This window comes from Klebsiella sp. GW_Kp181, from assembly GCF_040062315.1.
In the GTDB taxonomy this organism is placed as follows: domain Bacteria; phylum Pseudomonadota; class Gammaproteobacteria; order Enterobacterales; family Enterobacteriaceae; genus Klebsiella; species Klebsiella oxytoca.
Genome location: NZ_JBEAFR010000042.1, coordinates 93,896 through 106,605 on the forward strand (window position 1 = coordinate 93,896; position 12,710 = coordinate 106,605).

The window sequence follows — 12,710 nt, forward strand, 5'->3', positions numbered from 1 at the left end:
AAAGACTATAAATTAAGGAGAGCAAAGTGTCTATAATAAAAAGTTTTTCAGTAGGAAATGGTGATATGTGTTATATAAAGCATAATAGTGATAATTTCACAATCATTGATTGTAACATTAATACTGGAAATGCCAAAGGCATTATAGAAGAAATAAAAGAGCAATCAGCTCAAAAGAGTATAACGCGATTTATTTCAACTCATCCTGATGAAGATCATTTCGGGGGTATTCATCTGCTTGATGATGAAATAAAAATCCATAACTTTTATGTAATAAAAAATAAAGCGATAAAAAAAGATATTACAGTTTCATTTGAGAGATACTGTTCCTTACGTGATGATTGTGATAAAGCTTTTTATATTTCTAAAGGATGCACACGTAAATGGATGAATAAAAGTGATGAAAACCGTTCAAGCTCAGGAATAAGTATTCTATGGCCTGAACTAAATAACCCTTTCTTTATTGAGGCGTTAAGTGCCTGCGAAACAGGTGAAAGTTATAACAATGCCTCAGCAGTAATTAGATATAGCCTCAATAATGGTGCCAGCATAATGTGGTTAGGAGACCTTGAAACTGAATTTATGGAAAATATTGCCAATGACATACACTTAGAAAAAACCACAATTGTTTTTGCAGCACATCATGGTAGAAAGTCAGGAAAAATACCAGATTCATGGCTGAAAAAGTTAGATCCTCAATATATTATTATCGGAGAAGCCCCATCTCGACATTTAAATTATTATACCGGATACCAAAAAATAACCCAAAACAGAGCCGGTGATATTACAATGAAATGCATCGATGATAAAGTTCATTTTTACGTATCGAATGCAGCCTATGAAAAAGAGTCTTTGAGTGATGAACAAGTATATGACGCATCTCTCGGGTACTACATCGGCTCACTTACAGTAGAAAAAGAATATACGTTATAGATTCATATTCAAACCGCAATATTAATCTCTATTTTTAAAAGATAAGAGTATAATTTCAAACTATACTCTTATTACTAAGAACTAAATACTAACTATCAGCACCGACAGCTACTGCACTTGTAACCATCCTATTACCATAATGTCTTGAAATAACTGAGAAAATAAAGGTCATTATGAAAAGAAAGGCAAGAACAATCCATTTTATATGCAAGCCATCAATTGAAATTAATTTCAATAAACCAGCACATATAAACATAACTAAGGTTGCGCTACATAAATCTCTAAATAAAAGAAAATTTTTATGAGCATCAATCACCTGCGCACTTGATTCAGTTTTCTTATAAATATTTTTATACCAAAAGGGATTCCTATCTTGCTCTGGCATATCATGCAGAAAAAGCTCAGGCCATTTGTTTTGTAAATCATTCATGTTCAGGCGTTCATCTTTACGACAAAGTTCAATAACTCTATTTCCTGGCAATACTCGTTTAACCCGCCAAAAGACCAGAATATGTTTGAAGTTTTGAGGAATTATATTAACTAATAACAACGATATGACGGATATCCCTCCAGAGATGCCGAGCCCCGCATAAATATTCTTGATATTAACATATCCTTCGATGCCTAACTGAATTAAAAATATAACAACGCAGAGTACAGTTATAACTGCATATATAGTAGTTTTATTCGATTCTTTTAAATTTTTAGTTTCACTCATTAAATCACCTTTTCGTGATATGCCATATCATTGGAAGGCAATTATAGCTAAAAACCGTGAAGATCTCCATCAACAAATTGTTTGTAAGATAAGCAAGGGCTAACTTTAAGAAGCTACGCTTATTAAAGTTTCCCTTGTTTTTCTCCTTTCAGTCGAAAAAAAATACGCACACACGTCTTAAAGCAACTACAAATAACTATTTATTAAATTACACTGAAAGATGCAGGTCATAGTCTTTTTTTATCAAAATTTCCAGAAAGTAATTTTCCAGTATTTGAAATAATTAATTCTTTTTCTTTTGAAGCAATTAGCGAAGATATATCTACCGACATAAAATCTAAATTATCGCACCACCAATTCGCAAATATATACACATTATGGCTCATAAGCCTATGAGCTTCCGAAAAATCATTCTTTGTAAACATCTCATTTATTGATTTCAAACTCTCAACGTCTGTCTTATTTACAATGATTCTAAACATATCTTCACTTGGATACGCATTAATTTCGCCTATCCCTATATTTAATCTCTCGAATAATCCTTCCATAAGCAAATCAATCTCATTGAATGCTGAAATATATTTTTCCATACTCCCACCGATTTTTTTCTTATATTTCCCAAAAGTTACCTGAACATTATAAAATGTCAATAGTAATGCTGATGAATAAACATATATCGATAAAGACCACTTGACATTACAGCAAATAAAGAATAATAAATTTATAAAAATAAAAAAGGAGTTTGTATGTTCGAAAATAATACTGATGTCTACAATTACAAAAATAAAAACATTGATTTAAAATCCAATAACGCTAATTTATATAGAGATAAACTAAGGCAACACTGTGTGAGTGTTAGACTTAATAAAGAGGAATTACAATTTTTAAATGAAAAACGAGGAAACATAAGAAAAGGTGAATGGCTTCGAAAGAGCTTTCTGAACACAACCCCCACCCTCATTCCTCCAATCAATCTCGATGCCTGGAAAGAATTAGGGAAGATATCGCAAAACCTAAATAAGCTCAATATCCATCTTGATAACAAGAGTGATGGCAGCTGTTTGACAAATACAGAACTTTTTGCCGTTAGACGTCAAATCTCTGAGCTTCGTTTGCATCTCATAAATATCGATCTTTGGAGGATATCTGATGAAGGGAATGCAGAAGATTAAAAGAGGAAAATGTTTCTCAGGAATTATTCACTATGCTTTGAAATCAGTATCTCATCATAAAACTGTACCAAGAGTAATCGGTGGAAACATGCTGGGAAGCTCTACTACTGAGTTAATCGATGAATTTAATACAGCCAAAAAGCTTCGTGAAGATATAGTAAAGCCGGTGTGGCACAATTCACTTCGATTACCAAAAGATGATACGCTTACAGATTATCAGTGGTCTAATATCGCTGATGATTACATGGCACGTATGGGGTTCACGGAAACACATCTAAAATGCTATGTTCTACATGATGATATTAGCGGTCAACATATCCACATTATCGCCTGTCGTATTGATCTCATTGATGGCAGAGTCTACTTAGGTAAAAATGAAAATCTCATCAGTACACGTATTATCCAAGAACTGGAAGAAGATTATAAATTAACTCGAACTAGAGGGCCATCAGCTATTGGAGCGCAATCATCTAAGTCGAAAAATAAAAAAAGTCGTGGTGAGGATATGTTGGAAAAAAGAACTGGTAAGCCATGTTCTAAAGTCATAATCCAGGAAGCTATTGAAACCTTGCTTGTCAAAAATATTTCGACTATAGAATTTGTACATCAACTCAAAGAAAGAAACATTGTAGCTGTTCCAAACATCTCATCTACTGGTCGTATGAATGGCTTCTCGTTTAAATATGGAAATATGGCTTTCAAAGCATCGCAATTAGGAAAAATCTACTCATGGTCTGCTCTACAGAACAGGATCAATTATATTCCAGATCGCGACAACGGTTTTCTTTTAAATTTAAAAGCATCTTGCAGTGAAACTCTTGATATGATACCTCCTTCTGGAATTGTAATAGAAGAGGTTAATCCCACGATAGAAATGCTTGCACTTTGTAAAACTTCTCATGACGATAGATACGATACTGATTATACCAAAGAATGTATCTCGACAATTCCTAGTAATAGCGAAGGGGTGTTAACTGATGCTCCAAAATTAAGCTTAGAAATACCTAAGTTTAGATGGCTAGAAACAATTCCCTATATTGATGCAGTTATTAGTCTACTAAAAAACATCAAAATACTAACACTTAAACGTCCCAAAAACCCTAGTATTATCAGCAATATAAGAATTGCGAAGATAGCCCCTTTATGCCTCGCCACAACAGCTGAGCCTGTCTCGGTACACCGCAAACGATCACCATCATTGTAGGCATAACTTTTCTTTTTCGGTCTTCGGATGGATAGAACGCGCACCACAATTGATCGTTTATACCGATCGATAAAACAATCATGATAGCCTGCAACTATCATTATTGCTCAATCGATCGGTACAAGTGATTTGCCTTCTTTTCAAAATCAGTCAAAATGAAAATTTGTAATAACCGACATAACAGACTGATTTATCTAGCCTATTTATTCACAACCGAGAAAAGTATATTTTTTATGTCCAGTTTCAGCACATTCAAAAGCTTGAATTGCTTCATACATCGAATATGAATGTCATTTACTTAAAAGGAATCGGTATGAGCATTTACTCTATAAAGAGCAACAGTAAACAAGCAGAAACTGTTGATCCTAAATTCGTTTTCTTAGGGGAAACCTACGAGTTTGTTGAAACTTTTTCAGGCGAAGTCATCGAATCATTTAATGAACAGATCTTAGTAAGGAATGATTCAGGTGAGGAAACAAAAATTTCTGACTACGGTATTACATTCAGGAATTCACACCGCATTCATAAATATGAGTTGCGCCAATATAGTGGATATGAGCGGTGTAGTGTAAATTACGATGCTCTGATCGTAAATGAGAATACAGGTGAGTATAAAGTAAATTTAAGCAGAAAACTCATTGTCATACCTGCATTCATGACAATGTTATTAAATAATGTATCAATGGCATCACACTACAAAGTGATGCCTGTTCCCAAACTTTTTTATATCCTTTTCACTTTGCTTTGCTTAGCTTCTTTCATTGCCTTCTGTATTTTACTTGCAGGATATAAAGATGGGTATATTTTCAATGAACACAAATATGAGTGGTTAACATATCTCCTATCTCGCTCAGCAACTTTTATCTGCATCCAATGGATGAAAAGAAAAAGTTCAAGGTTTGATAACGAAATCAGAAACATTATTTATAAGTTAGTTAAAAATAAAACATCATCATAAGGATAGTCGATTTATATAAGAAAGAATAATTATCTCCTCATTCACATTTCTGGCTCTGGTTGGCTGCTCCTCGGTTGAAAATCAGTCCTTAAAAATAAGACGCCAGACAGTGTGAAGACGAAACTACTAAAAGATAAGACTTCTAATAGAGCAAAAGCCTGTATCAAATCTACAGGCTTTTACTATCATTACAACCCATATTTTTTTCTCTTATTTTTCATTGATAAATCTCTTTGTAACTGGAAAGCATCATACTTCTTTTTTTCCTGAACATAAACCTTCTCTGATTGACTACCATTATCGACAATAAAATTAATAAGCAAAGAGCATATTTTCCTTATACGTCTCTTATCAATTAAATCATCATCTAACTTATTAATAAATTTATAGTATGAATAGAGTAGAAACGTCAAAACAACATCACTATTAGAGAATTTTATCTTTTCAATTTCTTGCTTATATTTAATATAAAAGCCAGAACAAAATAGATATGATTGTTCGATGACTTTTTGTTGCGGCACTCCAGATTCTGATATTTTACTCACAAACTTATCGAGAATAATTAAATACCTCTCCATAAGATCAAGCTTTGTATTTTTCATATTAACCTTTCCTATTATGATAAAAACCTTGAATTATTAATATAATTATCACATTTTTTACAAGTGTCAATAGACACTAATCATCCGTACAATATTACACAGTGAGATTTTATCTGCTGCACATAACACTAAAGTTATTTATTTAATGAGAGAAGAATTATTCGGTTTTATGTGATGCTAAATATCTTCTATAATACCCAATCGCACTGTGCTGTGTAGTATTCATCTGTTGAGCCACCTCTTTCCATTTCAAACCGGACGATCTCAACTGAAATGAAAGACTTCTTTTTTTAGATGCCTCTTTCAAGTAATCCTCACGAGAAATACCATAGTATTTAATAACAGTTGAACGTGATACTTCTGCTAATTTCGCTAAATCTTTCGCTTTTATTTTTTTACCGTTTATAATCATAATAATATCCTCAATGCTTTTTCTAATTTTTCTTTGGTATCAGTATTTTTTATTTTTCCAACATTATTCATCCCTCGTTTAGATTGAATAATTGAAAACTGTTTTTTTGAGAAATTTTTCCACGTCCACTTACAAACGCTTTGGCAAATTTGCCTAATTTCATTATGTGATAATGGGTTGTTAGAGTTGCTCTGTTTGTTAATTATATCAGCCGTTAAATACAAATAATTATAAAATTCATGCTCATTTTTACTCTCTTGATATTTTAGTATATTTTTATATGCAATTACTCTTAGATCTTCGAATAAATTAACATTGCGCCCTAATCCATATATATTTCTTTTGTTGCTATCATTCTTTCTAATTACATCAGGAACAAAATCGGCTAAATAGTATAGATCATACGCTTTAATATCTGTCCACGTGGTTCTCCATTCAAAGATGTTAAGAGGGTTCTTCATTAGAATATCAGCGTAAGATTTATCTGCTTTTAATCTTTCTGTAAATCCACACTGCACAACAGAAGCTAATCTTAGTGGTTTTATTTTTGAAGAGTTTGTTTTTAATACTGGTATTTTTAGAGCATAAAGTAAATGAGCATGACCATTTATTGTATTTTGTATGATCGCATTTGGTTTAGGCAGTCCAGCCATATCCCACGCAATTGCCCCATATTCATGATCCACATCAAAAACAAAACCATTTATAAAATATTTATTGTTATATCCTATATATTTCTTTAAGGTAGCTTTCTCTCTCGGTTTCCTGTATACACCATCATTAAAATCATCACAGCATAGAGCATATTTTTGTATTTGGCTCTTGTATTTATCCTCATTATATATTTCTTTTCTCATTATCATCCTCCTCTCATATTACCCCTCCGAATATCATTAAATGCCTCTAATTAAAAAAGGAGTGTTATATATTAAATTATTTACCACCCTATAAATAATACAATATAAAACATTGTCAAGTGTCTATTTTAACCATATCAGATATTATATGGTTTCTGGTTGGAATTTAATGTGTCAAAAGGAATTAATAGAGAATATTTAATAGCCATGGATATATTAAAATAACAAAAAGAAAACTCTATAAATAATTTCAATCCAGAATAAAATGAGAGAAAATAGAAAAGTAAAGACCGTGATTTTTTTCTTGCTAATTTAGTATTTACTTATCTTTTTTATTTTTTAAATCTCTAAGAAATTATTGCTTCCATTATAGATTCTTATCACACACAGAAAATAAATCAATATTGCATACTGATATTTTAACTCAACCAGAAAAGGGTCTTTATATTTAATTCCCCAAGACATCATTCATTGTATATCTTTCTTGCGCTGCTTCTGAAGCATAGCTCAAATTATTTAGAATTGTTATGAAAATATTGTGCCAAATAATTCGTTCATTTTTATTTTCCCACTCTTTGAAAATAGCCTGCTCAACAGAAATCCAGACTATATCAACATTAGGCTCTGACAATAACTTTCTAAAAAGATCATCAGAGGTTGTCAAAGCATGAGATATTATTTTTTGTCCTGAAAAATTAGACAGCCAAAATGGATGTGGCTCACATAAATCGGTTAATGACGTAAATGTTAATCCACGGATTTGAGCTGCGTGCATAGTATTTTGGACCTTATGATTATCACGCCACGCTCGAAGATCTTTTAGCAAGTAATTTACTCGCTGGTTTCTCGCTTTGCTATTTTCTACTTGGTACTGGATATATGCTGGTCCACCGCCATTTTGCCTATATCGAGCAAGTGATTTTACACTAATACCAAGATACAGAGATGCCAACTCAACATTAAGTGTCGCGTCATCAGGAATCTCACTAAAAAGCTTCCATACTTCTGAAAACTCTCTTAACGTCTCAACAACACTCATCCCTCTTTCCTTTCTGGTAATGGCGGATACTTCGCAGATGCTAAAAGTGCATTATACAATTTAGGTGCAGTCATTAGCATATGCAACTCAATCCTTTGAAGTGCCTCAAAAACTCGCTGATTATCTGGCACAGCATACCTTTCCGTAGGATCGGTGGTATTGCGGTGGTTAAGCAACTTTTTCACAACTGCATATGAAGTTAGCTCTTCTGCAACACGGCCAAAGGTTCTGCGCAGATCATGCATACCCAACTTCGTTATGCCTGCTTCCTGACAGATATACTCACGTAGGCTTTTACTGTCGGAATAGTGTCCAACCTTACTTCGTGATGAACGAGCCGGAAAAACCCATTTGCGTTTATCTGCTCGCTTTTCGTTATCGTTGACGATATCTCTTCGATCTTCCAGAATTCGCTTTGTAGCATCGCAGATTGGCAACTCATGGTCATTACGGTTTTTGGTGTCGTAGAATCGAATCATTCGGTTTTCAAGATCGACGTAGCTTGTCGTTCTGGCTTCCTCTTCTGTCAGAGTCTCTCGCCAGCACAGTGCAGCGGTTTCTTCTTTCCGGGCTCCAATCAGAACGGTTAGCAACAGATAATCACAACCCAACCGATTAAAACCTCGCTTATTGTGTAATGCAGTTAGAAAACGTCCCAGGGTATCTTTGGGAGACAATGGGTTTCGAACTCCCTTGGCACGATAGCTATCCTCCAGTTCAGATCGCGTTCTGAACTTCTTCTGTACCTTTAAAATTGAAAAAGGATTATAGGACAGCGAAGGTTGTCGTTGTTGTGTCTGGGCATTGCCAGCTTCAATTTCAATCGCATGTTTAACTGCAACATTAGCCCATCGGAAAGTTTGTTCAGCAGCCGTTCTTGCTCTTGAAGCAATTTCATCAAACTTACTAAGGATTTCAGTACCCGTAAGATCTTTTATCCGAAGGTTTTGCCATTCTTTCAACCGATTCTCAGCTTTGTCTAACACATTGAGAGTGTTTGGTTTAGCGGGTTTGGTTCTGCCATGTAAGTGGCTCCTGTATTGGGCAAAAGCTTCACTCACGGTCAATTCAGCAAGATCGAGTTCCCTCTTAATCTTGTTGGGATTTCTCTTTGTTGCGATCATGGTCTGAACCAACTGTCGAGCTACCTCACGGGCTTGATCGATACTCGGAAAATCAGACACATTTCCAACCTTTACTTTCAAGACAGAGCTTGGCTTCTTACCCTCGCTGACATTACGATCTGACGAGGCTACTCTTCGCTGGATTACATAGGTTTTTTTCGTCAAACTGACCTTCACACCGAAGCCAACAGGTGAATCTCGATGATCGTCAAAAACTATGTAAGGCTTTTGGTCAGGGTTGGCTTCGAAAACGACTTTTCCAGAGCTACTGAGTTCAGGCTTAACATTAATACTTAACTTGTTGATAATAAAAGCCTGGTTGAGAGTTGTTTTCAAAGTATCACCACCATTTGTAGCCCAAAGAAGGAGTACAACCAATCTATCACGCCTTAGGCTACAAGTGAGCTACAAATTTATGGGTTTATGTGGGTTTAAAGGGGTTTTACCTGGGGCCATATGAGCACTTGAAAGAATTAAAAAATGAGTAAAATCAATATGAATGAAGACATTGATAAGGACTTCTCTAGCCACACCCCGATGATGCAGCAGTATCTCAAGCTGAAAGCCCAGCATCCGGAGATCCTGCTGTTTTACCGGATGGGTGATTTTTACGAACTCTTCTATGACGATGCGAAACGCGCATCGCAGCTGCTTGATATCTCGCTGACCAAACGCGGCGCTTCCGCAGGCGAACCGATTCCGATGGCCGGGATCCCGCATCATGCGGTGGAGAACTATCTCGCCAAGCTGGTTAATCAGGGGGAGTCGGTGGCCATTTGCGAACAGATTGGCGATCCGGCGACCACTAAAGGGCCGGTTGAACGCAAAGTCGTTCGCATTGTGACCCCCGGAACTATCAGCGATGAAGCGCTGCTGCAGGAACGTCAGGATAATCTGCTGGCCGCCATCTGGCAGGATAGTAAAGGTTTTGGCTACGCCACCCTCGATATTAGCTCCGGACGTTTTCGCCTGAGCGAACCCGCTGACCGCGAGACGATGGCGGCGGAGCTCCAGCGCACCAATCCCGCCGAACTGCTGTACGCGGAAGACTTTGCCGAATCCTCGTTGATTGAGGGGCGCCGAGGCTTGCGCCGTCGTCCGCTGTGGGAATTCGAAATCGACACCGCGCGCCAGCAGCTCAATCTCCAGTTCGGTACGCGCGATCTGGTCGGATTCGGCGTTGAAAACGCCCCGCGCGGCCTGTGTGCCGCCGGCTGCCTGCTGCAATACGTCAAAGACACCCAGCGTACGTCATTGCCGCACATCCGTTCCATCACCATGGAACGCCAGCAGGACAGCATCATTATGGATGCCGCTACTCGCCGCAACCTGGAGATAACCCAGAACCTGGCCGGCGGCTTTGATAATACTCTGGCTTCGGTACTCGACTGCACCGTCACTCCGATGGGCAGCCGTATGCTTAAGCGCTGGCTGCATATGCCGGCGCGCGACACCGCAGTACTGGTAGAGCGCCAGCAGACCATTGGCGCGCTGCAGGAGCATTACACTGAACTGCAGCCGATACTCCGTCAGGTTGGCGACCTTGAACGTATACTGGCTCGCCTGGCGCTGCGCACCGCTCGTCCACGAGATTTAGCCCGCATGCGTCACGCATTCCAGCAGCTGCCTGCGCTGCGTGCGATGCTGGCAGACGTCGACTGCGCGCCGGTACAGCGGCTTCGCGAGAAAATGGGCGAGTTTAACGAACTGCGCGACCTGCTTGAACGGGCGATTATCGATGCGCCGCCGGTGCTGGTCCGCGACGGCGGCGTTATCGCCCCCGGCTACAACGCGGAGCTGGATGAGTGGCGTGGTCTGGCCGATGGCGCGACCGATTACCTCGACAAGCTGGAAATTCGCGAGCGCGAGCGTCTGGGGCTGGATACGCTGAAGGTCGGCTACAACGCCGTTCACGGCTACTACATCCAGATTAGCCGCGGTCAGAGCCAGCATGCGCCGATCCATTACGTCCGTCGCCAGACCCTTAAGAACGCCGAGCGCTATATTATTCCTGAGCTGAAGGAGTATGAAGATAAGGTTCTGACCTCCAAAGGGAAAGCGCTGGCGCTGGAAAAGCAGCTGTACGATGAGCTTTTCGATTTACTGCTACCGCATCTTGGCGACCTGCAGCAAAGCGCCAGCGCGCTGGCGGAGCTCGATGTGCTGGTGAACCTTGCCGAGCGCGCCGAGACCCTCAACTACTGCTGCCCGACCTTCAGCGATAAACCGGGCATTCGTATTAGCGAAGGCCGCCATCCGGTGGTTGAGCAGGTACTGAAAGAGCCCTTTATCGCTAACCCGCTGCACCTCGCTCCGCAGCGGAGAATGTTGATAATCACCGGCCCGAATATGGGCGGTAAAAGTACCTATATGCGTCAGACCGCGCTGATCGCCCTGCTGGCGTATATCGGCAGCTACGTTCCGGCGGATAAAGTCGAAATCGGCCCTATCGATCGTATTTTCACCCGTGTCGGTGCTGCGGATGACCTGGCCAGCGGCCGCTCAACCTTTATGGTAGAGATGACCGAAACCGCCAATATTCTGCATAACGCCACCGAGCATAGTCTGGTGCTAATGGATGAAATCGGTCGTGGCACCTCGACCTACGATGGCCTGTCGCTGGCGTGGGCCTGCGCGGAAAATCTGGCGAATAAGATCAAGGCCTTGACCCTGTTTGCCACCCACTACTTCGAGCTAACCCAGCTGCCGGAGAAAATGGAAGGCGTGGCCAACGTCCATCTTGATGCGCTGGAGCACGGCGATACCATTGCCTTTATGCACAGCGTGCAGGATGGTGCGGCGAGTAAGAGCTATGGCCTGGCGGTTGCCGCGCTGGCCGGTGTGCCGAAAGAGGTGATTAAACGCGCGCGGCAGAAGCTGCGCGAACTGGAGAGCATCGCGCCGAGCGCTGCCGCCACGCAGGTGGACGGTACCCAGATGTCGCTGCTTTCTGCTCCGGAAGAGACCTCGCCCGCGGTTGAAGCGCTGGAGAATCTTGACCCGGACTCGCTGACTCCGCGCCAGGCGCTGGAGTGGATCTATCGTCTGAAAAGCCTGGTGTAGTTCCTTTTAAAGTGAAAAAACGGCAGCACTTTGCGGTGCTGCCGTTTTAACAAATGCAAACTGGGTACGAGAGGATGCATCCTGACAACCAATACGCGGGGTTGCCCCCGCGCTGATGCTATTTCTTCGATTCGTAAGCGAGAACAGCTTTAAACTCCATACTACGCTCTTTAATACTGAGTTCGCACAGCGAGCTGCGCACCAACAGCGTAAATCCCAGTACCGTAATACACAGTACGACGATTGCCACAAGGGCATATTTTGTCAGCATGTCTTGCCTCCCTGCAAAGAAGAGACTAACATCTGAATTGTTCAGGTTCATCCGTCAGCCTCAGTTGATAGAAATATCTCCTGGGGCTTTCGTCTATCTGAATCCTTGTCAATGCTCAAAGCCAGATAGCCTCAAGCACCCGCCGCTATTCTATATTTCCCCGGCCGCAAAACTTATCGGTAATTTATCAAACCCGTTGATTTTATTATAAACTGGAAGAAGGCTCGCAAACGTATCTGCTCTATCAACCATTTTGACATTTGAAAGATTAATTAATAAATATTTTGCATTGATTAACCAAACAAGTAAAAGACCACCTTCTGAGAAGGTGGCTTTTGAGAATGCCCCCTGTAAGGGG

At 39.8% G+C, this 12,710-nt stretch carries 14 protein-coding genes; 5 read left to right on the top strand and 9 right to left on the bottom strand.

Features of this window, described 5'->3' with window-relative positions:
* The first annotated feature begins 26 nt into the window (after positions 1-26).
* Positions 27-932: an MBL fold metallo-hydrolase gene (locus tag ABLV11_RS07515; protein WP_046688250.1), complete on the top strand. Its 906-nt coding sequence runs from the start codon at positions 27-29 to the stop codon at positions 930-932.
* Between the two features lie 88 nt (positions 933-1,020).
* On the opposite strand, the gene ABLV11_RS07520 is transcribed toward ABLV11_RS07515, so the two are convergent.
* Both ABLV11_RS07520 and ABLV11_RS07525 read right to left on the bottom strand, forming a co-directional pair.
* Complete coding sequence (locus tag ABLV11_RS07520; protein WP_046688249.1) at positions 1,021-1,650, bottom strand: hypothetical protein; 630 nt, start codon at positions 1,648-1,650, stop codon at positions 1,021-1,023.
* Between the two features lie 227 nt (positions 1,651-1,877).
* Complete coding sequence (locus ABLV11_RS07525; protein ID WP_096953271.1) at positions 1,878-2,240, bottom strand: hypothetical protein; 363 nt, start codon at positions 2,238-2,240, stop codon at positions 1,878-1,880.
* Between the two features lie 156 nt (positions 2,241-2,396).
* Between ABLV11_RS07525 and ABLV11_RS07530 the strand changes: the two genes are divergently transcribed.
* The 3 genes from ABLV11_RS07530 to ABLV11_RS07540 all read left to right on the top strand — a co-directional run bounded on the left by ABLV11_RS07530 (position 2,397) and on the right by ABLV11_RS07540 (position 4,984).
* Positions 2,397-2,822 carry a hypothetical protein gene (locus ABLV11_RS07530; RefSeq protein WP_046688248.1) on the top strand — a complete coding sequence of 142 codons (426 nt, stop codon included), beginning with the start codon at positions 2,397-2,399 and terminating at the stop codon, positions 2,820-2,822.
* The gene (locus ABLV11_RS07535; RefSeq protein ID WP_008322746.1) at positions 2,800-4,026 is read left to right on the top strand and encodes a relaxase/mobilization nuclease domain-containing protein; all 1,227 of its coding nucleotides are present in this window, start codon (positions 2,800-2,802) and stop codon (positions 4,024-4,026) included. Before ABLV11_RS07530 ends, ABLV11_RS07535 begins: the two co-directional genes overlap by 23 nt.
* Positions 4,027-4,339: 313 nt before the next feature.
* Positions 4,340-4,984: a hypothetical protein gene (locus ABLV11_RS07540; RefSeq protein ID WP_348855263.1), complete on the top strand. Its 645-nt coding sequence runs from the start codon at positions 4,340-4,342 to the stop codon at positions 4,982-4,984.
* A 188-nt stretch (positions 4,985-5,172) separates the two neighbouring features.
* On the opposite strand, the gene ABLV11_RS07545 is transcribed toward ABLV11_RS07540, so the two are convergent.
* The 5 genes from ABLV11_RS07545 to ABLV11_RS07565 form a co-directional block, all read right to left on the bottom strand.
* A complete protein-coding gene (locus ABLV11_RS07545; RefSeq protein WP_001513941.1) occupies positions 5,173-5,586 on the bottom strand; it encodes a hypothetical protein in 414 nt (137 codons plus the stop codon).
* 157 nt (positions 5,587-5,743) lie between these two features.
* On the bottom strand, positions 5,744-5,998 hold the full coding sequence (locus ABLV11_RS07550) for a hypothetical protein (RefSeq protein WP_060659299.1): 255 nt from the start codon (positions 5,996-5,998) through the stop codon (positions 5,744-5,746).
* On the bottom strand, positions 5,995-6,855 hold the full coding sequence (locus ABLV11_RS07555) for a replication initiation protein (RefSeq protein ID WP_008322748.1): 861 nt from the start codon (positions 6,853-6,855) through the stop codon (positions 5,995-5,997). The genes ABLV11_RS07550 and ABLV11_RS07555 overlap by 4 nt, the downstream gene beginning before the upstream one ends.
* Positions 6,856-7,303: 448 nt before the next feature.
* The gene (locus ABLV11_RS07560; RefSeq protein ID WP_023321520.1) at positions 7,304-7,894 is read right to left on the bottom strand and encodes a hypothetical protein; all 591 of its coding nucleotides are present in this window, start codon (positions 7,892-7,894) and stop codon (positions 7,304-7,306) included.
* Complete coding sequence (locus tag ABLV11_RS07565; RefSeq protein WP_348855266.1) at positions 7,891-9,354, bottom strand: tyrosine-type recombinase/integrase; 1,464 nt, start codon at positions 9,352-9,354, stop codon at positions 7,891-7,893. The genes ABLV11_RS07560 and ABLV11_RS07565 overlap by 4 nt, the downstream gene beginning before the upstream one ends.
* A gap of 159 nt (positions 9,355-9,513) precedes the next feature.
* Between ABLV11_RS07565 and mutS the strand changes: the two genes are divergently transcribed.
* Positions 9,514-12,081 carry a DNA mismatch repair protein MutS gene (gene mutS, locus ABLV11_RS07570; RefSeq protein WP_319871798.1) on the top strand — a complete coding sequence of 856 codons (2,568 nt, stop codon included), beginning with the start codon at positions 9,514-9,516 and terminating at the stop codon, positions 12,079-12,081.
* 118 nt (positions 12,082-12,199) lie between these two features.
* Here the strand turns inward: mutS and ABLV11_RS07575 are convergent, their stop codons facing one another.
* Both ABLV11_RS07575 and ABLV11_RS07580 read right to left on the bottom strand, forming a co-directional pair.
* Positions 12,200-12,352 carry a Hok/Gef family protein gene (locus ABLV11_RS07575; protein WP_009651623.1) on the bottom strand — a complete coding sequence of 51 codons (153 nt, stop codon included), beginning with the start codon at positions 12,350-12,352 and terminating at the stop codon, positions 12,200-12,202.
* 150 nt (positions 12,353-12,502) lie between these two features.
* Positions 12,503-12,710, bottom strand: a 208-nt coding sequence (locus ABLV11_RS07580; protein ID WP_348855264.1) for a hypothetical protein, incomplete at its 5' end; no start/stop codon positions are given.